Annotated in this window: 14 protein-coding genes; 4 read left to right on the top strand and 10 right to left on the bottom strand. The window is 59.6% G+C overall.

Features of this window, described 5'->3' with window-relative positions:
* Window positions 1–31 precede the first annotated feature (31 nt).
* The 6 genes from fic to ACA055_RS01290 form a co-directional block, all read right to left on the bottom strand.
* On the bottom strand, window positions 32–1,156 hold the full coding sequence (gene fic / locus ACA055_RS01315; protein WP_497682029.1) for a protein adenylyltransferase Fic: 1,125 nt from the start codon (window positions 1,154–1,156) through the stop codon (window positions 32–34).
* Between the two features lie 314 nt (window positions 1,157–1,470).
* Entirely contained in the window at window positions 1,471–2,244 is a 774-nt protein-coding gene (locus tag ACA055_RS01310; protein ID WP_497682028.1) for a DeoR/GlpR family DNA-binding transcription regulator, read from the bottom strand.
* A gap of 55 nt (window positions 2,245–2,299) precedes the next feature.
* Window positions 2,300–3,301, bottom strand: a complete 1,002-nt coding sequence (pdxA, locus tag ACA055_RS01305; RefSeq protein WP_497682027.1) for a 4-hydroxythreonine-4-phosphate dehydrogenase PdxA — start codon at window positions 3,299–3,301, stop codon at window positions 2,300–2,302.
* A gap of 5 nt (window positions 3,302–3,306) precedes the next feature.
* The gene (locus ACA055_RS01300) at window positions 3,307–4,581 is read right to left on the bottom strand and encodes a four-carbon acid sugar kinase family protein (protein WP_497682026.1); all 1,275 of its coding nucleotides are present in this window, start codon (window positions 4,579–4,581) and stop codon (window positions 3,307–3,309) included.
* Window positions 4,578–5,585 (bottom strand): 2-keto-3-deoxygluconate permease, encoded by a 1,008-nt coding sequence (locus ACA055_RS01295; protein ID WP_497682025.1) that lies wholly within the window; start codon window positions 5,583–5,585, stop codon window positions 4,578–4,580. The genes ACA055_RS01300 and ACA055_RS01295 overlap by 4 nt, the downstream gene beginning before the upstream one ends.
* 295 nt (window positions 5,586–5,880) lie before the next feature.
* Complete coding sequence (locus tag ACA055_RS01290; RefSeq protein WP_497682024.1) at window positions 5,881–7,167, bottom strand: OprD family porin; 1,287 nt, start codon at window positions 7,165–7,167, stop codon at window positions 5,881–5,883.
* A 377-nt stretch (window positions 7,168–7,544) separates the two neighbouring features.
* Between ACA055_RS01290 and ACA055_RS01285 the strand changes: the two genes are divergently transcribed.
* Window positions 7,545–9,638: a TonB-dependent receptor gene (locus ACA055_RS01285; RefSeq protein WP_497682023.1), complete on the top strand. Its 2,094-nt coding sequence runs from the start codon at window positions 7,545–7,547 to the stop codon at window positions 9,636–9,638.
* A 187-nt stretch (window positions 9,639–9,825) separates the two neighbouring features.
* On the opposite strand, the gene ACA055_RS01280 is transcribed toward ACA055_RS01285, so the two are convergent.
* The 4 genes from ACA055_RS01280 to ACA055_RS01265 all read right to left on the bottom strand — a co-directional run bounded on the left by ACA055_RS01280 (window position 9,826) and on the right by ACA055_RS01265 (window position 15,399).
* Window positions 9,826–10,038, bottom strand: a complete 213-nt coding sequence (locus ACA055_RS01280; RefSeq protein WP_497682022.1) for a hypothetical protein — start codon at window positions 10,036–10,038, stop codon at window positions 9,826–9,828.
* A gap of 245 nt (window positions 10,039–10,283) precedes the next feature.
* Window positions 10,284–11,390, bottom strand: a complete 1,107-nt coding sequence (gene aguA, locus ACA055_RS01275) for an agmatine deiminase (protein ID WP_497682021.1) — start codon at window positions 11,388–11,390, stop codon at window positions 10,284–10,286.
* 4 nt (window positions 11,391–11,394) lie between these two features.
* Complete coding sequence (gene aguB / locus ACA055_RS01270; protein WP_497682020.1) at window positions 11,395–12,273, bottom strand: N-carbamoylputrescine amidase; 879 nt, start codon at window positions 12,271–12,273, stop codon at window positions 11,395–11,397.
* 213 nt (window positions 12,274–12,486) lie between these two features.
* Window positions 12,487–15,399 carry an aminotransferase gene (locus ACA055_RS01265; RefSeq protein WP_497682019.1) on the bottom strand — a complete coding sequence of 971 codons (2,913 nt, stop codon included), beginning with the start codon at window positions 15,397–15,399 and terminating at the stop codon, window positions 12,487–12,489.
* A gap of 197 nt (window positions 15,400–15,596) precedes the next feature.
* On the opposite strand from ACA055_RS01265, the gene rfbC reads away from it, so the two are divergent.
* The 3 genes from rfbC (at window position 15,597) to ACA055_RS01250 (ending at window position 19,448) form a co-directional block, all read left to right on the top strand.
* A complete protein-coding gene (gene rfbC / locus ACA055_RS01260) occupies window positions 15,597–16,142 on the top strand; it encodes a dTDP-4-dehydrorhamnose 3,5-epimerase (protein WP_497682018.1) in 546 nt (181 codons plus the stop codon).
* A gap of 106 nt (window positions 16,143–16,248) precedes the next feature.
* On the top strand, window positions 16,249–18,057 hold the full coding sequence (locus ACA055_RS01255) for a sensor histidine kinase (protein ID WP_497682017.1): 1,809 nt from the start codon (window positions 16,249–16,251) through the stop codon (window positions 18,055–18,057).
* On the top strand, window positions 18,054–19,448 hold the full coding sequence (locus ACA055_RS01250) for a sigma-54-dependent transcriptional regulator (RefSeq protein WP_497682016.1): 1,395 nt from the start codon (window positions 18,054–18,056) through the stop codon (window positions 19,446–19,448). The genes ACA055_RS01255 and ACA055_RS01250 overlap by 4 nt, the downstream gene beginning before the upstream one ends.
* The last annotated feature ends 39 nt before the right edge of the window (window positions 19,449–19,487 follow it).

Below are 19,487 nucleotides of genomic sequence, written 5' to 3'. Positions count from 1 at the left end.
TCGGGGCTTTTTGCGTTTCGACTCACACACATTAGCCTGCGTAATGCTCGAATTCGTTGCTGTCGCGAATGAGTAATTGCATCAGTTTCGGATGAATAAAAAGCTTCTCCTTCCCCACCTGAACCTCTTCCAAAACTCCAATCATCACCAGCTCTTTCAGGTGACGAGACGCAGCCTGGCGCTGAGCAATTTTCTTTTCGACGACGTTGCTGATACGACAGTAAGGCTGCTCAAAAATGACATCGACCAGTTCATGCGTATAGGTCTTCGGCAGTTGTTCACGAACAAACTGAGTGGTGTGTTCGGACAATGCACGAATGGCCGCAATCTTGGCCGTCGTCCAGCGAGCGGTTTCTTCTACAGCGCTTAGCATGAACAACAACCATGGTTCCCAAGCCTGTTTAGTCGTGACTTCCAGTAAGTGTCGGTAGTAATCGGCTCGGTAGGCAATGATATAGCGGCTGAGGTAGAGGATAGGCAGGTTCAACAGGCCTTCCTGAATCAAAAACAAAGTATTTATGACCCGTCCGGTGCGCCCGTTACCATCGATAAATGGATGGATTGCCTCAAATTGATAATGCCCGACGGCCATACGAACGAGGGGATCGAGATCGGTTTCGTTGTGCAGAAAGCGTTCCCAGTTGGCGAGGAGGTTACGCAAGTGTTCTTCACCCTCGGGCGGGGTGTAGATGACTTCGCCGGTACGGTCATTCGCGAGCTGTGTGCCTGGCGTGCGGCGGATGTCCAACTTCACGCCTTTTAGTGTGCGGCAAATTTCCACAGCAGTGTTGGTGGACAGCGGCCGCTCCGTCAGGGATTGAAAGCCTTGATTCAGTGCTGTTCGATAACGTAACGCTTCCTTGGTCGCCAGATCCGCATGGTTTTCAGTGTCTTGAGCATGCTGGAACAATAAGTCCGTGGTGGTGACGATGCTTTCTATTTCCGAACTGTCTTTTGCTTCCAGCAACGGAATTGTATTGATCAGGACCGTCTGATTTGGAATCAACTCTGCGGCCTGTTTCAACTCGGCCAACGCGGTACGTGCCTCAATACATTTTTTGAGGACTGCACGTGTTTCCAGCTCGATTCCTGGTGGTAGCAGCGGCAGTTGGTTGTATGGCCTGTCAGCCTGCCATGGCAGCAACGGTTCGGTCATGAATGCGATCCTGATCATCTTGTATGTTTTTTGAGCAGAGAGAGGCTTTCTCATGTCGCCAGTGTAGACATGAGGCCATAACGTGTCGCAATTTTTCACTTTTTGCGACACGTCTTGGGAACATGTCGTCGCGGACGACATGTTGGCGACACGTGTCGCCGAAATTGGTTTTTTGCGACATGAGCGTCATCGCGAGGGAGTTTGCTCTGCCTTGAGCGCATAACGCACGTAAAAAATTGGCGTTTGTTTTCAGGATTGTTGGGGCCGCTACGCAACCCAGCGAGAGCAAGCTCGCTCGCCACTAAGGAAGGCAATCAAGCGACAGTCACGGTTTCCACGGTGATTTGCTTGATCGCATAAAACGGCGCCAGTGCCGCTTCATCGGCCGTAGCCCCGGTAATCAACCGCCACTCCCGCTCAATCGGCGTCCAGTGCTGTTGCCGCGCGCGCCCAAGCTTGTCGGTATCGGCGAGCACCACAATCTGCGCCGCCCGCTTGATGATGCATTCCTTCAAATACGCCTGCTGCGCGCTCGCTTCACACAAACCGAACTCGGCAACCACGCCGTCAGCACCGAGGAAGGCTTTGTCGACACTCAAGCGGCTCAACGTCAGCTCCGCCAACGGCCCCAACGTGCTCATGCTCGAACCGCGCAGGTCGCCGCCGATCAAAGTCAGGCGTACACCCGGCGCGTTAGCCAGGGTCATCACGGCCAGCAAGTTGTTGGTGACCACATGCACATCTTGTCGCGAGCACAGGTGATGGGCCAGTGCGGCGCAGGTGGTGCCGCCGTCGAGCAGTACGGTATCGCCGTCCTGAACGTGGGCCGCCGCAGCTTGGGCGATGGCGTCTTTCTGCTCCCACTGAGACGTCTTGCGCTCTTCAAGCGAAGCTTCAGGCTCATGAACGCCGACCACGGCAGTGGCGCCGCCGTAGGTGCGCACCAGGTGCCGCTGTTTCGCGAGCATGGTCAGGTCGCGCCGCACCGTCGCTTCCGAGACCCCGAGCGCCGCGCTCAATTGCTCGACGTTGGCATCGCCAATACGCACGAGATCGAGGATGGCGCGGTGGCGTTCGGATGCTTTCATGGCGGGGCTCGTACTGTGGACGGTGGTCGATCTTACACGACAGCGCCCGTGCGACTCATCCCCGTCGCGTGGCAAGCTCCGCACCCTGGCGCAATGCTTCGAGCAGGCTGCGTTCATCGGCGATGCCCTTGCCGGCAATATCGAAGGCGGTGCCGTGGTCGACCGAGGTGCGGATTACGTCCAGGCCGACCGTCACGTTCACACCGGCTTCAAGTCCCAGCACTTTGACCGGGCCGTGCCCCTGGTCGTGATACATCGCCACGACCAGATCGAAGTCGCCGCGTCCGGCGCGGAAGAACAGTGTGTCCGCCGGCAGCGGGCCCGTTACATCGAGGCCGCGCTCCTGCAACAGCTTCACCGCAGGAATGATTTTTTCTTCTTCTTCGCCATAACCAAACAAACCGTTTTCGCCGGCATGGGGATTGATCCCGCACACACCAATTCGCGGTTTGGCGATGCCCGCCTTGATCAGCGTCGCGTTGCCGCGCTCGATGGTGCGCTGAACCAGGCCCGGCTCGATCTTGCGGATCGCGTCGATGATGCCGATGTGGGTCGTGACGTGAATCACCCGCAGCTGCGGCGCCACCAGCATCATGGACACTTCATCGACATTGGTCAGGTGCGCGAGCATTTCGGTATGGCCGGGGTACTTGTGGCCACCGGCGTGCAGCGCTTCCTTGTTCAGCGGCGCGGTGCAAATCGCATCAATCTGGTTGGCCTCGGCAAGTTGCACAGCACGGGCGATGTATTGATAGGCGGCGTCACCCGCGATGGGCGACAACTCGCCGAACGGCAAGTCGTCGGGGATCAGGTCGAGGTCGATGCAGTCAATGGTGCCGGCCTCGTACCGCGCCTGGGAGGCGTCCTCGATGCGGCGCACTTTGGCGCTGCCGCCGACGATGACATTGGCCTGCTCCAGACGGCGGGCATCGCCGATCACCAGCGGCCGGCATTGTTGGTAGACGATGTCGTGGGTCAGGCTCTTGACGATGATTTCCGGTCCGACACCCGTGGCGTCGCCCATGGTGATGCCGATGATGGGGAGGTAGTTGCTCATGATGTTCATTCGAGTCCTTGGATTCGTGTGCGTTTGGGCTGGGAGCGATCGGCGCTATCGCTCAGGTGTTGCCATGCCGCATACAAAGCGTGATCGGTGCCGAACGCGCCTGCCTTGGTAACAATTCCGGGACGATGCCCCTGACGGGAAACGGTCGGTCGAGCGTAGGCGACCCCGGCTTCGATTTCCGTCAGCAGTTGCAGGCTGTCGATGCCGACGGTGGTCAAGATGGCGCGCGCCGTCTCGCCACCCGTAGCGATCAGCCCGCCGACCTTGGCGAAGTGCGGCTCGACCAGCACGGCCAGCATGGTCGAGAGCTGCGCGCCCTCCTGCGGATCGAACGCCTCATCGCGGCCGATGCGCAGCAGCAGGTCACTCCAGCCCTCCAACTGCTCGCCGATGCGCGCCTGCCAGGTTGCCCAATCGTCATGTGCAATGCCTTGGCGCAGGACTTCGGGCGGTACGACCAGTTCGCTGACGCCGCCACGCTCCTTGAGCACTGTGCATTGCCGTTCGCAGACACCGGACAGACTGCCCACGAGTATCAGGATCGACGCCTGACTTTTTTCGAAGGCCGCGATGCTCTGGGGCGGGGCTTCGAAAAAGTCAGGCAGCTGGGCTATTTCCCGAGCAAGGCCACCGGAGCCTATCCAGAACAATGGCTGATCCATCGACGCGGTCAGGCGAGCGAGGGTCAGCAAGTCATCTTCGATTTGCGCATCGACGATCAACGCCTGAATGCCGCTGCGGGCGACTTCGGCAATGTGCTGCGCGAGTGCAGCTTCGTTGCCGCGCAACGTGTCGAGATTGAGCTTCGCGGTGGTCAGGCCAGCGGCAATGAGCATCGCTTCGACATCGGCCGACCGGTAGGCGTTTTCAAGTTTCCAGGTATCGGTGGTTTCCAGCGGCAAGCCGTTCACGAACACCTGACCACCGATCATCGTACGCCCGGTGGCGGGAAATGCCGGGGCGACGATGGCCAGGCCCGCCAATGGTTGCAGGGCGGCGACTTCCGCAGCCCAGTTACCGCGCAAGGTCGAATCGATTTTCTTGTACAGGCGCTGCCCGGGTTTACACAGCGCCTTGAATGCGGCGACGGTGCGCTCGGCGGCATGCGCCGGTGAGAGGCGCCGGGTATCCGTGTCGGCGGCAATCACTTGAGCGTCAGCCTTGTCATTCAAGGGGTCGAGCGTGACGACCGTTTGCATCCCCGCGCTCGCAAAGCCGATGGCGCAATCCGCCGCACCCGACAGATCGTCTGCGATGATCAGAATCCTCATCGCAACGCCTCCTGCTTTTGAGGTTCGGGCTCAGGTATGACGTCCGGCTGGCGCTGCTGCACTCGTTTGGCGACATAGGCCGTCAACAATGGCGCGAGGATCGCGGTCACCACGACGCAGGCGGCCACCAACAATGTCGCGCTCTTGGCCGCCTCGGCGTACACCGGATTCGCTGCCGCAATCAGCGCAGGTACGGCGGCGGCATTCCCGGCGGTGGTCGCTGCGGCGACGCCGGCGACGCCAGTGCCGCCAGTCGCACGATCAGCGAAGAACAGCGGGATGCCGGTCAGCACGACGACCGCGACACCGAGTCCGAGACCCAGCAAACCGGCTTGCCAGACGTTATGCAGATCCAGGCTGGCACCGAGAGCAAGGGCGAAGAACGGGATCATCACCGGGACAGCCTTGGCCAGAAAGTCGCGCATGTCACGGTCGAGATTGCCCAGCAGCATGCCCAGTGCCAACGGCAGGATGCTGCCCACCAGCGTCGGCCAGGGGAATGCAGAAAGACCGGCGATGCCCAGCGTGACCATCGTCAGGAAAGGGCCGGACTCCAGCGACATGACCGAGTACGCGCCGACGTCTTCGGAGCGACCGTATTGACCCATCAACGCCATGTACAAGCCGCCGTTGGTGTCGTTCATCGCAGCGACCACCGCCAGCGTTGAAATGCCGGCGAAGAGCCCCGAGGAAATCGGCTGCTCGCCCAGGAAGTGCCCAAGCACGATACCAATCAGCACGGCGATGCCGACTTTGGTCGCGAGCAGCGTGCCGCCCTTCTTGAGCAGGTAAGGCGTGGCTTTGATATTGATGCTCGCGCCCATGCAGACATAGAACACCGCGAGGATGGGTAACGCTCCGGTGAACAGCGCGTTGGTGAATGAGCCGAAAAACTTTGGCGTGTCAGGCAGGAATGTTGCGACCAGTGAACCGATCAGCAGGGGCACGATCATCATGCCGCCGGGAATGCGTTCAATAGTGCGCTTGATAGGAATCTGGGCCACGAGGGTCTCCTTTTATAATTGTTTGGTCAGACGTGTGCCACCTCGAAACTGACTGAACTGATCATATAGTGATTGATTCAGTCAAAATAATCTTAGGTCATCGTAATAAAATGCGCAAACCAATCATCAAGATGATCGTTTTGATCATTTTTGGTGGGAGCATTTGGCTAAACTTGCGGCTCGAATCGTTCCGAAGAGCAGGCTAGAGCCTTGCAGCGCCTACAAAAAAGCCCCGAACCAGTCGGGGCTTTTTCCTTTTCAGCCTTGCATCAGGCTTCGGTACCGCAACCGATCATCAGAAAACGTTGATCGGGTAATCCACAAACACACGTACTTCGTTACCGCTGACGTTGTATTCGCTGGATTTCTGCGACACACGCAGGATCGAGCTACGCAGTCTGACGCTCAGGTCTTTGGCCGGGCCGCTCTGCACGACGTATTTGAACTGGTTGAAGATTTCGCGCTCGGTGCCGCCTTCGCTGGTGGAGGTGGTGATGTTGTCACCACGCACGTAGGCGAAGTTGTAAGTCAGGCCCGGAACACCGAAGGTGGTGAAGTCGAGACCGTAGCCCAACTGCCAGCTGCGTTCGTCTTCGGCGTTGAAGTCGGACCAGTAGGAGTTGGCCAGATAGATGGTGTTGCCGCCGTCGCCGACGCGACCTTGATCTTTCTGATAGCCGCCGTACGGGTAGCCCAGGTTGCTGTCGCCGGTGCTGCGCTGGTGCCCGAGAGTGAACGTGTGCGGACCGGTGGCAAAGGTAGCGGCCAGACTCCAGATTTTGTTGTCGTCGCCGGTGGCACCGCTTTCGCGGACATAGGAATCGTCCAGCTTGGTGCGATAGCCGTTGAAGTCCAGGGTCAGGGACTGATCCTTGTCGATCGGGAACACGTAGTTGGCGTTCACGTATTGCTTTTTCAGCACGTCTTCGACGTCGGAAGCGTAGAGCGCTGCCTTGAACTGTTCGGTGAACTGGTAGCTACCGCCCAACACGTTGATGGACTTCAAGCCACCGCTGTCACGGCCTTCATCGCTTTTGCGCGATTCAGCGGTGAAGCGACCGGCGTTCAGCTCCAGGCCTTTGATCTCTTTGGAGGTGATCAGAGTGCCGGTGTAGCTTTCCGGCAACAGGCGGCCGTTGTCGTAGCTCAATACCGGCAGGACCGGCATCTGGTCGCCGTAGGTCAGCGTTGTGTTGGAGAGACGGAATTTGACCGCTGCGCCGCCCTTGGCGAGATCGTCAGCCGGGCTGCCGCTGTTGTCCTGTTTAAAGAAGTCGATACCTTGCGCGCCGGTACGACCCTTGCCACCGTCCAGACGCAGTGCGTACAGACCGAAGGCGTCCACACCCACACCCACGGTGCCTTGGGTGAAGCCGGACGAGAACGTACCGATGGCCGCTTGGCCCCATTCGGCCTTGTCTTCGTTGCCGTTTTTGTAGTCACGGTTCATGTAGGCGTTGCGCAGCAGCACTTTGAGGCTGCTGTCTTCAACAAATCCCTTGGATTCGGCCTGGTCGTTAGCCATGGCCTGTGTGGCGCTCAACATCCCCAGAGCGATCAGGCTGATTCGCTTGTTCAACATTTTATTTATTTTCCTTATTACGGGTTGATACGCGCTGTGTCGAACGGCTGAAACGGCGCTATCGCACTCTTTTTTCATTCCGAAAACGAAAAGGCCCGCGCACGAGGACTCGTGGCGGGCCTTTTTATTATTTTTAGGTCATGGCGGTCTGCCACAGGCGTGGCGGAATCGTAGCTGCGCCCTTAACGGTGTGTCAATTTCATGAATCGTCTGTGAATAGGCCTAAATCTTCTAAAAATGTGTTGTACCAACACGGACACAAATTGAAACAAACAACCCGGAGAACTTCTCAGGAATAATTAACGGAAGCAAATAACAAGCATTACCATTCGCACCCTAAACGCTACAGCCTAAAAATCCTACGGATGCGTCCTTCAATGCCTGCCCCTTTTCGTCTTACGCCCTTGAGTCTTGGGCTCTCTGCCTTGCTGTCTGCCGGTTTTTCCTACGCTGCTCCGACGACGCTGCCTGCCACGTCCATCAGTGCAGAATCAGAAGCTGATGATCCACGCGTGAAGGAAACGAGCACCGCTACCCGCACGACCACGCCGGTTCGTTATGTGCCGCAAGCCATCGACTCGATTAAAACCGCGAACGTCGTGGATTACGGCACCAACGATCTGGGCACCGCGTTGAGCGGCATCCCTAACGTCAGCAGCGGCGCCGACACGCGCTTCGACAGCCTGCGCATTCGCGGCTTCGACGCCAGCAACGACTTCTACCTCGACGGCATTCGTGACGACAGCCAGTACGTGCGCGACTTGCACAACATCGAACGCATTGAAGTCCTCAAAGGCCCGGCCGCCGTGCTGTACGGCCGTGGCAGCCAGGGCGGGATTGTCAATCGGGTGAGCAAGCTGCCGGAATTCGGCCGCCGTTCGACCCTCGAAGCCCAAGGCGGCAGCGACGACCTGCGCAGCCTGTATGCGGACCTCAGCACTGACCCGAGCGAGAACATCAGCTTGCGTCTGAACATGGGCAACATGGACCAGAACAGCTTCCGCGATGGCGTCAGCGGTAATCGCCAGTTGTTCGCGCCGTCGATGAGCTGGCAGCTCACGCCGGACCTGAACTGGCTGGTGCAGTACGAATACAGCCGCTACAACCGTACGCCGGATCGCGGTGTTCCCGGTGTAAACGGACGCCCGGCGGACGTAGGACGGGATACGACCTACGGCAGCGAACACGATTTCATCGACGACAAGTCGCAATCCCTGCGCTCGAAACTCAGCTACGAAATCAACGAAAACTGGCAACTGCGCCAGACCCTGGGCGTGTTCAAGCTCGATAGCGATTTCGACAACACCTACCTGACCGGCTACACCCCGGCGAACAACCGTGTCACGCGTCAGCGCTGGCAGCAGGATCTAACCACCCGTAACGTTTACAACAACGTTGAACTGGAAGGCGGTTTCGATACCTTCGGCCTGGAGCATCGCCTGTTGACCGGCATCGAGATCGGCAGTCAGCGCCGCGACCCGACGCTGTACACCGCGGCCACTACCGGACCTGGCAGTCAGGCAGTGCCGGCGCTGGACTTGAACAACCCGAACCGCGATCTGCGCCACACCGGGCGCATGCAGGTATCCAGCGACAACCACACAGAAGTCGAAAGCCGTGCGGTGTACGTGCAGGATCAACTGCGTCTGAACGATCAATGGCAAGTACTGGCCGGTCTGCGCTACGACACGTTCGACATTGAGTCGACCAACAAGCTGCGGGATATTTCCGAAGATCGCGACAGCCACAGCACCAGCCCGCGTGTAGGACTGGTCTGGACGCCGCTGCAGAATCATTCCTTCTACGCTTCCTGGTCCAAGACCTTTTCCCCGGTCGGCGGCGGTTTAATCGGCATCACCCCGGGCGCTGCCGGTAACAGTAACGACCTGAGTCCCGAGCTGACCAAACAGAAAGAAATCGGCGTCAAGAGCGACTGGCTCGACGATCGCCTGAGCACCACGCTGGCGATCTACGAACTGGAACTCTACAACCGCCGCACCAGCGACCCGATCAACCCGACCATCACCTTGCTCACCGGCGTGCAACGTTCCCGCGGGATCGAGCTGACCGGCACCGGCAAAATTGCCGGCAACTGGTACGTGCGCGGCGGCGTGGGCGTGCAGGACGCCACGGTCGAGAAGGACAACAACGGCTTTGAAGGTAAGCGCATCAGCAACGTAGCCAAGCACAACGGCAGCCTGTTCCTGACCTGGAAACCGGAGATGGGCTGGTACGCCGAAACCGGTCTGACCCTGGTCGGCCAGCGCTATGCCGACAACCTCAACACCGTCGTGCTGCCGGGTTATGGCCGTTGGGATGCACTGGCCGGCTTCCGCCAGAAAGATTGGGATTTGCGCGCGGCGTTGAACAACATCAGCGATAAAACCTACTACTCCTCGGCCACCAGTGCGGCACAGATCCAACCGGGTGCACCGCGTAGCCTGGTTGTGACTGGAACCTACAGCTTCTAAACACGCTGATCCCCCTGTGGGAGCGGGCTTGCTCGCGAAGGGGCCATCACATCCAACCTCTCTGTTGGCTGACACCCCGCTTTCGCGAGCAAGCCCGCTTTGATCTGCGGTGAAATCAAAAAACCTTCGCCCATAAAAAAGCGCCACCATCCCGGCAGCGCTTTTATCAATCCTTTGTTGTTCTTTTTTATCCTTCCATCACATCCCACAACGCATCCAGCTCCGCTTCGCTGAATAAACCAGCGGGGTAGCGCTCGATCATCGTCCGGCGCGGATCAGGTTCTCTGATCTGACGCGTTCCATTGGACTTCAACCAGTGCGCCAGGATCTGGAGCGATTCGCTGTTTACTGCCAGGGGATGCAACGCCTGCTCGCTCACTGCATTCATTTCGGCGTTCATTTCCGCGCTCTCTCCTGGTTTGTGAGCGGCTAACTTATCCAAGGTTTATGACAGAACATCGAAGTTCTCCCCCTCCCTGTTTCACACCAGAAGAGATACAAGAGCTGTGCCAATGTTTCTCACCTGTCGACAAGCGGATACAAAAAAGCCCGCAGTCCTGATCGGCTGCGGGCTTTCAATAAAGTAGCAAGGGTAAACGGTGACCTAAGCGATTTTGCTATCAACTCAAGCTGTTACAACCCCACTCACTCCTTGTGCGGCGCTGGCTGTTGTTGGGTAAGGCAGTGAATGTTGCCGCCCCCCAGTAACAGTTCTCGGCCCGGCACCATGACCACTTCGTGCTGCGGGAACAGCGCCTGCAAAATCTCTTTTGCCGGCTCATCCAGTGGATCGTCAAAGCTCGGCGCGATGATGCCGCCGTTGACGATCAAGAAGTTCACGTAAGAACCGGCCAGACGTACGCTCGGATTACGCTCCTGCGTGCCGTCCACCGGATCAACACCTGCGCACTCTTCTTCGGTCGCGTACAGCGGTCCGGGAATCGGCATTTTGTGCACCGTGAACGGGCGCCCCTTGGCGTCGGTGCTGCTTTCCAGGACTTTCATCGCTGCCTGACAGCGTGGGTAGTTCGGGTCTTGCGGGTCATCGGTCCAGGCCAGCAGCACTTCACCCGGACGGACGTAGCAGCAGAAGTTATCCACATGGCCGTCGGTTTCGTCGTTGAACAAACCGTCCGGCAGCCAGATGATTTTATCCACAGCCAGATTCGCGCTGAGCACCGCTTCGATTTCTGCACGGTTCATGTGCGGGTTGCGATTGCGGTTGAGCAGGCACTCTTCAGTGGTGATCAACGTACCTTCGCCATCGACGTGAATCGAACCGCCTTCGAGCACAAAGCCCTCGGTGCGATAGCGCTGGCTGCGCTCGATCTCGAGGATCTTGCCGCCGACCTGCGAATCACGGTTCCACGGCGAATACAGACCGCCGTCAAACCCGCCCCAGGAGTTGAAATCCCAATTCACGCCACGGACTTCGCCGCTGTTATTGATGACGAAGGTCGGGCCGGTGTCGCGGACCCAGGCATCGTCGCTGGACATCTCGACAACACGAATATTGGGCACGTCGAGACGAGCACGGGCGTTTTCGTACTGGCCGGCGGAAACCGCGACGGTCACCGGTTCAAAACGGGCGATGGCCTTGGCCACCGCGACGTGCGCGGCTTGCGCCGGTTTGCCGCCCAGGCGCCAGTTGTCCGGGCGCTCGGGCCAGATCATCCAGGTTTGGGTTTGTGGTGCCCACTCGGCTGGCATGTAGAAGCCGTCGGCGCGCGGGGTGCTGTTTAAAGTGGTCATGCGATCAGGACTCCAGGGAACCGTCGAGGGTTTTGATTGCACTGTACAGGTTCGGACGGCGGTCACGGAACGAACCCCACGCGCTGCGGATGTGCTCCAGCTCGTCGAGGTCGAAGCTCTGAACCAGCACGCCTTCTTCGGTTTTGTTCAGCTCTTGAACCTTTTCGCCGAACTGGTTGGCGATGAACGACGAGCCGTAGAACGTGATGTCGTAGCCGTCCTGCTCTTCGTTGCCGATGCGATTACTGGCGATCAGCGGCATCAGGTTGGCGCCGGCATGACCCTGTTGCACGCGTTGCCAATGGTCACGAGACGAAATGGTTTTGTCGTGTGGCTCGCTGCCAATGGCGGTCGGGTAAAACAGGATTTCCGCGCCCAGCAACGCCATGCTGCGGGCGCATTCCGGGAACCACTGGTCCCAGCAAATGCCCACGCCGATTTTCGCGTAACGGGTGTTCCAGACTTTGAAGCCGGTATCGCCCGGGTTGAAGTAGTACTTTTCGTGGTAGCCAGGGCCGTCCGGGATGTGGCTTTTACGATAAATCCCGAGGTTGCTGCCGTCGGCATCAATGATCGCGATGCTGTTGAAACGCGCGCGGCCAGCCAATTCGTAGAAGCTGATCGGCAGCACCACTTGCAGTTCCTTGGCGATTTTCTGGAAATGCTTGATGGCGACGTTGTCTTCAACCGTCGTGGCCAGTTGCAGGTAATCCGGATTTGGCTTCTGGCAGAAGTACGGCGCCTCGAATAGTTCCTGGATCAGGATGATCTGCGCGCCTTTGGCCGCAGCCTCACGGACCAGCCTTTCAGCGGTTTCGAGGTTGGCTTCGAGGTCCCAGGAACAGGCCATCTGGGTGGCGGCGACGGTAACGATACGGCTCATGAATCATCTCCGGGCAAGTGCTGTGGGTCGAGTTTGGCATCGACCGATGACAGAAAAGGAAGCGCCGGGCGTGATGAGGCACGTCGCGGCAATGGCGACTTTATAGCCGATAAAAATCGGCTTTAAAAGCGATTAATCTTCCTTTCGTCGAAAAAAACTGCACTTAAACCCGATAACAATCGAATTAAACACACCTCCCACAGGGGGATGTGTTTACAGCCCCTCGGCGAGCACCTTCGCCAGCATGTCGACAAAGAAATCCACACTCCGGCGCGACGTAACCATCGGCGGTTTTATCTTGAGGACGTTCAGATAATCCCCCGTCGGCTGCATGAAAATCCCCAGCTCCCGCAGGCGATCACACAACGCCGTGGTTTCCTCGGTCGCCGGCTCCAGGGTTTCGCGGTTGCGGATCAATTCGACGCCCAGGTAAAAACCCGAACCGTGCACCGCGCCCACCAGTGGATGGATATCGATCAACGCTTCAAGACGCTCCTTGAAATACCCGCCCACCACTTGGGCGTTTTCCCAGAGCTTTTCTTCTTCCATCACATCGAGCACGGCCATGCCGATCTGGCAACTGACCGGGCTGCCGCCGGCCGACGAGAAGAAGTAACCCTCGGCTTCCAGCGCTTCGGCGATTTCCCGGCGGGTGATCACCGCGCCCAGTGGCTGACCGTTTCCCATGCCCTTGGCCATGGTGATGATGTCCGGCACCACGCCCTGCTCTTCGAAGCCCCAGAAGAAATGGCCCATGCGGCCATAACCGACCTGCACTTCATCGGCGATACAGACACCGCCTTGGGCACGGACCAGCGCATACACCTGCTTCAAGTAACCTGGCGGCAGCGAGATGCCGCCGGCATTGCCGTACACCGGCTCACAGATGAAGCCGGCCAACTGACGTTTCTGCTCGGCGATTTTCGCCAGGTTGTGTTCGACGCTGCGCACATAATCCGGCGCACTGTCCGGGCCACGGAATTCGCCGCGATAGGTATTCGGCGCGATCACCGGATGCACCCAGTCGGGGCGGCTGCTCAACGCTTGCGGGTTGTCGGCAATCGACGTCGACACCGCATCCGCTCCCACCGTCCAGCCGTGATAGGCCTCCAGCACGCTGAGCATGTCACGCCCGCCGCTGTAGGCCCACGCCAGGCGAATTGCCAGGTCATTGGCCTCGCTTCCGCTGTTGACCAGGAACACGCGGTCCATGGAATCCGGAGACAGCTTCAGCAAACGCTCGGAGAACTCGGCAACCGCCGCGTAGTTGAAACGTGAGTTGGTGTTGAGCAGTGACCACTGACGACTGGCAACGGCGGCCATGCGTGGATGACCGTGACCGAGCACCGCGACGTTGTTGAGCATGTCGAGGTAGGAGCGGCCCTGCATGTCGATCAGATGATTGCGCCAACCGCGTTCGATGCGCGGCGGGTCGACGTAATAGTGTTTTTGGGTGCGGGCGAAACTGGCGTCGCGTCGAGCCAGCAACGCCTGCGAATCGAGCTCTGCCTCAGCATCACATGCCAACCCCAACAGCGACGCCGGTGACGGGCACAACGCTTGCCAGGCCGCCGCGCGAGACGGCGTGCAAAACAGCGGGGCATTGAACGAAGTGCCGCGGCACAACTGCACGATCAGCGGCCCGCTGACCGAGCCCAACACCTGGCCTTTGACCAGCGCCGCGCCGGTATGCAACGACGGCATCACGCCCCACAGCCGCACACTGAGTTGCGGACCGTCCAATTGCAGCACGCCAGCCGCCGGTTGGTGGACCACACCTGCAAACGGCGACTCGACCGCCGTACCGTCGGGCACTCGCAACTCGACGTGCAACGGGTAGGTGTCCGGCTCGGTGGCGCTGTCCGGCCGGGTGCGCGACAAACGATACTGACCATATCGACTGGCCGCCAAACCATGAGCCGCGACGGCTTCGGTCAACAGACGCTGATCGATCCCTTCCTGCTCCCAGTTACCCGCCTCGAAATGCGGGCTGAGTACACCCAGATCAATCAACGCAAACTCACGGCCCACCAGGCTCGGCAACAGCGGCGCGAAGTCTTCGCTGCCGATGCTCGGCAAGTTCTGGCCGACAGATGTCAGGATTGCCGCTTCCATCAACGCCAGCGGCACCGATGTCGCCACACGGAAAATTTCCCACTCGTGGGTCAGGTTGTCGCGACTGTAGGCATTGCCCGGATCGATGCTGACCTGCTGCTCGCCACTGAGCACCAACACCGCCGCACGGGCGACGATCAATGGCCAGAGCGCCAGCAGTTCTTCATGCGTTAGCGGATTGACGGAGTGATAAGCCTGGATCGCCGGCAAAATACCGAACGGATCACCCTCGGTGTGATGCAGCAATGCGGCGCAGGTCACCGACAGATCGGTGATACGCCAGGTTCGGACCAGGTCGCCAAAATCGATCACACCCTGCAATTGCCAACGGCGTTGCGAATCCCGCTGCCACACCACGTTGTCGTCGGTGATATCCATGTGAATCGCCTGCACCGGCAGCTTATCCACCAATGGCTGCAAATGGCGTTCGGCCAATTCGGCCGCATCGGCGATCAGCCGGCGTTGCTGGTCATCCTTGATGACCGGCAGCAAATGCGCGATCAACGCATTAGCGTGGCGAGCGTCCCATTGCAGCGTGCGCTCCAGCCCCGGATGATCGAACCCCGCCAGTGCCAGGTCCATCTCGCCACAAAGCCGACCGAAGCCGGCCACCACTGTACGATCGAAATAATCGAGGTGCGTCAGGGACTGGCCTTCGATGTAATCGAGCAGTCGCACATGTACCGCTTGTCCGTCGACGTCCAGGGAAAGCAGGTCTGCCCCGTTTTTCGCGGGAATCACTCGCGGCACATGCACATCGGGATGCTCGCCCAAATGCTTGAGCCCCGCATGCTGGGCTTGCAGCTCCAGCGCCGAATAGTCGCCACGACAGATTTTCAGGACGAAACGCCCCTGGTCACTGTCGACGCGGTAGTTCAGATCCTGCTGGCTGCCGAGGGCCTGCAACGTTCCGCTGAGCCCGTAATATCCCTGCAGCAGCTCAAGCGCTTGCTCCGCAGACACTTGCGGACTGGGCAAACTGGCGCGATGAATCAACGTGGCGAGCGGCATACAACGACCCCTGAAATTTTATTAGGCGCTTATATCGCCATTGCTTGGGGCGATACGCAACCCCCTTTCGCCTGCCTGTCGCCGACCCGGCGCTCGACAGAATCAGTGAACAGATAGGAAAAATCACACTCCAGTCGCACCGATCGACACTTTGCGCAAGAATGTCTGGCATCAATGCCTATCGCTGGAGAAACACCATGAATGTAGTCACCACCGACCTGCCCGGTGTACTGATCATCGAGCCCAAGGTAATTGGTGACGAGCGCGGTTTCTTTTATGAAAGCTTCAATGCCAAGGCTTTCGAAGAAGCAACTGGCCTGGACACCCGGTTTGTTCAAGACAATCACTCCCGCTCGCAAAAGGGCGTACTGCGCGGCTTGCATTACCAGCTGGAAAACACCCAGGGCAAGCTGGTTCGCGTCACGGCGGGTGAAGTACTCGATGTGGCCGTGGACATCCGTCGAAGCTCGCCGCATTTCGGCAAATGGGTTGCCGTACGTCTTTCTGCCGATAACCATCGCCAACTCTGGGTTCCGGAAGGTTTCGCCCACGGTTTTGTGGTGTTGAGCGATTTCGCCGAATTCCTCTACAAAACCACCAACTACTACACCCCGTCGGCCGAGCGCAGCATTCGTTGGAATGACCCGGACCTGGCCATCGACTGGGAGCTGGACGAAGCGCCGCAATTGTCGGCGAAGGATCAAAGCGCAGCTTTCTTCAAGGACGCTGACGTCTTTTCCTGAAACGCTGTCTGAATCTTCACTACAAAAGCGCGCCTGACCCAAGGTGCGCAGACTGCGCTCGCAAGCCTAGGCATAATGCGCCTGTACCCACAGGCGCTCGATGCTCATGACCCCGACCCTACCTCGCAGACCCCGCTGGCGCAGCCTGGCCCTGCTCGCGCTGTGCCTGGCGCCATTACTGTGGCCGCTGGAGCATCTGGCCGAGCGTTATTACCGCAGCGAACTGGCCGGGCAAAACCGTCAGACCCTCGACCTCTACGTCGCCAACCTGCTGGGCACCTTGCACCGTTATGAAGTGTTGCCACAGATCCTCGGTGACCTGCCGGGCCTGCGCGCGGCACTGGCTGCGCCGGACGACGGCGTGACGCAAGGCAATGCCAATCGCCTGCTGAAGAACATCAGCGCCCAGACCGGCGCTGAAGTCATGTACCTGATGGACACCACCGGCAAGACCCTGGCGGCCTCAAACTGGGACAAACACGACAGCTTCGTGGGGCGCAATTTCTCCTTCCGCCCGTATTTCAGTGAAGCCATGGCCGGGCGTCTTGGGCGCTTCTTCGGCTTGGGCACCACGTCGGCCAAACGCGGTTATTTCTTCGCGGCGGCGGTCCGTGATCGCGAAAAAGTGATCGGCGTGCTGGTGATCAAAGTCGACCTCGACCACACCGAAAGCCTCTGGGGTAAAACCCCGGAACAACTGTTGGCGACCGACCACAACGGCGTGGTCATCCTCACCTCGCGGCCGGAATGGCGCTTTCGCGCGACCCGCCCGTTGAGCGACGAAGAGCGCAAGGCGATCACCGCGATTCAACCCTACCCGACCCGCGATCCGAAGCCGTTGAATCTCGATGCCGATGCCTGGCTGACCCAGACCCGGCAGATTGAAGAGACCGGCTGGAGCGTGAGCATCCTTGCGCCGCGCACCCTGATCGACCGGCCAGTGCGCACGGTCGTTGCGATCGGTGGTGCGACGTTGTTGGTGTTGATGCTGCTACTCGGCCTGATGATGCAGCGCCGTCGCCATTACCTGGACCGCATCGCTTTCGAAGCCAAGGCCCGCCGCGAACTGGAAGGCCGGGTGGCCGAACGGACCAGCGATCTCGAAGGCCTCAACCGTCGACTGAAACAGGAAGTGCTCGAACGCGAACAAGCCCAGCAGGAATTGGTGCGGGCCCAGGATGATCTGGTGCAGGCGGGCAAACTTTCCGCGCTGGGGACGATGTCGGCGAGCATCAGCCACGAACTCAACCAACCACTCGCGGCGATCCGCAGCTACGCGGAAAACGCCGAGGTGTTGCTTGATCATCAGCGCACCGACGATGCGCGTGGCAACCTCAAGCTGATCAGTGAGCTGACCGGGCGCATGGCTTCGATCATCGCCCACCTGCGTGCCTTTGCCCGGCGTGATCGCCACGCCCCGGAAAGCGTGGCCCTGCAACCGGCGCTGGACGATGCTCTGGCCTTGTTGGCCAAGCGCCGACGCAGCATGGAAGTCGAACTGATCCGCGATTTACCGGCCGCCACGTTGTGGGTCGAGGCTGGGGAAACCCGGTTGCGCCAGGTGCTCGGCAATCTGCTGGCCAACGCCCTGGATGCCCTGACGGAAAAAGGCCCGCCGCGTAAACTCTGGCTGAGTGCCCAATCCACCGCCGACGGCGTCAATCTGTACATTCGCGACAATGGCCCCGGGTTTTGCCTGGAGGCACTTGGCCGCGCCAGCGAGCCCTTCTACACCACCAAGACCCGCACTCAGGGGCTTGGGTTGGGGCTGGCAATCTGCGAGACCCTGATGCGCGCCTTCGGTGGTGAACTGTCGTTCGCCAACCACAAGGAAGGTGGCGCCCTGATTACCCTGAAACTGCGCGCAGGCGCACCGGGTGTAAGCCTGCAACCGTCCGAGGACCGAAGTGCATGACCATCGACAATCGCATCCAGGTCGTGTTGATCGACGACGATCCCCACCTGCGTCAAGCCCTGAGCCAGACGCTGGATCTGGCTGGCCTGAAAATCCTGCCGCTGGCCGAAGCTCAGGGCCTGGCCGGGCAACTTGAACGCGACTGGGCAGGCGTGGTGGTCAGTGACATCCGCATGCCGGGTATGGACGGGCTGGAACTGCTGACCGAACTCCACGCCCAGGACGCGGAGCTACCGGTGCTGCTGATTACCGGTCACGGCGATGTGCCGCTGGCGGTGCAAGCCATGCGCGCCGGGGCTTACGACTTTCTGGAAAAACCCTTCGCCAGCGATTCCCTGCTCGACAGCGTGCGCCGCGCCCTGGACTTGCGCCGGTTGGTTCTGGACAACCGCAGCCTGCGTCTGGCCCTGAGTGATCGCAACGAATTGAGTGCCAGACTGGTCGGGCATTCCGCGCCGATGTTGCGCCTGCGCGAGCAGATCGGTGCACTGGCGGCGACCAAGGCCGACGTGTTGATCCTCGGCGAAACCGGTGCCGGCAAAGAAGTCGTGGCCCGGGCGCTGCACGACCTGTCGAGTCGGCGCAACGGCCCGTTCGTGGCGATCAACGCCGGAGCCCTGGCCGAGTCGGTGGTCGAAAGCGAGCTGTTCGGTCACGAGCCGGGAGCCTTTACCGGCGCGCAGAAGCGCCGCATCGGCAAATTCGAATTCGCCAATGGCGGCACGCTGTTCCTCGATGAAATCGAAAGCATGAGCCTGGATGTGCAGGTGAAATTGCTGCGTTTGCTGCAAGAACGAGTGGTCGAACGCTTGGGCGGCAATCAACTGATCCCGCTGGACATTCGCATCATCGCCGCGACCAAGGAAGACCTGCGTCAATCCGCCGATCAGGGCCGCTTCCGTGCCGACTTGTATTACCGCCTGAACGTCGCGCCGCTGCGTATTCCGCCACTGCGCGAGCGCGGTGAAGATGCGCTGATGTTGTTCCAGCATTTCGCCGACGAAGCCAGCTCCCGCCACGGTTTGCCGCCCCATGAACTGCAACCGGGACAACGAGCCCTGCTGCTGCGCCACACCTGGCCGGGCAATGTGCGGGAATTGCAGAACGCCGCCGAACGTTTCGCCCTCGGCCTGGAACTGGCCCTCGACAACAGTGCACCGGACGGCGGCGTCGGCACGCCGGTCGAATTGGTCAGCGGCGGTCTCAGTGAGCAAGTAGAGAACTTCGAAAAAACCCTGATTGCCGCCGAACTGGCGCGCTCGCACAGTTCCGTTCGCAGCCTCGCCGAAGCCCTTGGCATTCCCCGCAAAACCTTGCACGACAAACTGCGCAAGCATGGGCTGAACTTTGCCGATGGCGGCGCTCATACCAGCACCGACGAACTCGATTGAGCTACCGTCAAACAATAACCTTCATGAAAAAGGCCCGTG

The sequence above is a fragment of the Pseudomonas sp. LBUM1657 genome (genome assembly GCF_059716075.1).
The sequence above is the reverse complement of the archived record's forward strand: the minus strand, read 5'-3'. Positions and strand labels throughout refer to the sequence as shown.

Coding starts and splice junctions, on each gene's coding strand:
- ACA055_RS01285 (WP_497682023.1), top strand. CDS start 7,545: ATGCCTGCCCCTTTTCGTCTTACGCCCTTGAGTCTTGGGCTCTCTGCC.
- rfbC (WP_497682018.1), top strand. CDS start 15,597: ATGAATGTAGTCACCACCGACCTGCCCGGTGTACTGATCATCGAGCCC.
- aguA (WP_497682021.1), bottom strand. CDS start 11,390: ATGACCACTTTAAACAGCACCCCGCGCGCCGACGGCTTCTACATGCCA.
- fic (WP_497682029.1), bottom strand. CDS start 1,156: ATGACCGAACCGTTGCTGCCATGGCAGGCTGACAGGCCATACAACCAA.
- ACA055_RS01310 (WP_497682028.1), bottom strand. CDS start 2,244: ATGAAAGCATCCGAACGCCACCGCGCCATCCTCGATCTCGTGCGTATT.
- ACA055_RS01255 (WP_497682017.1), top strand. CDS start 16,249: ATGACCCCGACCCTACCTCGCAGACCCCGCTGGCGCAGCCTGGCCCTG.
- ACA055_RS01250 (WP_497682016.1), top strand. CDS start 18,054: ATGACCATCGACAATCGCATCCAGGTCGTGTTGATCGACGACGATCCC.
- ACA055_RS01280 (WP_497682022.1), bottom strand. CDS start 10,038: ATGAACGCCGAAATGAATGCAGTGAGCGAGCAGGCGTTGCATCCCCTG.
- ACA055_RS01300 (WP_497682026.1), bottom strand. CDS start 4,581: ATGAGGATTCTGATCATCGCAGACGATCTGTCGGGTGCGGCGGATTGC.
- ACA055_RS01265 (WP_497682019.1), bottom strand. CDS start 15,399: ATGCCGCTCGCCACGTTGATTCATCGCGCCAGTTTGCCCAGTCCGCAA.
- aguB (WP_497682020.1), bottom strand. CDS start 12,273: ATGAGCCGTATCGTTACCGTCGCCGCCACCCAGATGGCCTGTTCCTGG.
- pdxA (WP_497682027.1), bottom strand. CDS start 3,301: ATGAGCAACTACCTCCCCATCATCGGCATCACCATGGGCGACGCCACG.
- ACA055_RS01290 (WP_497682024.1), bottom strand. CDS start 7,167: ATGTTGAACAAGCGAATCAGCCTGATCGCTCTGGGGATGTTGAGCGCC.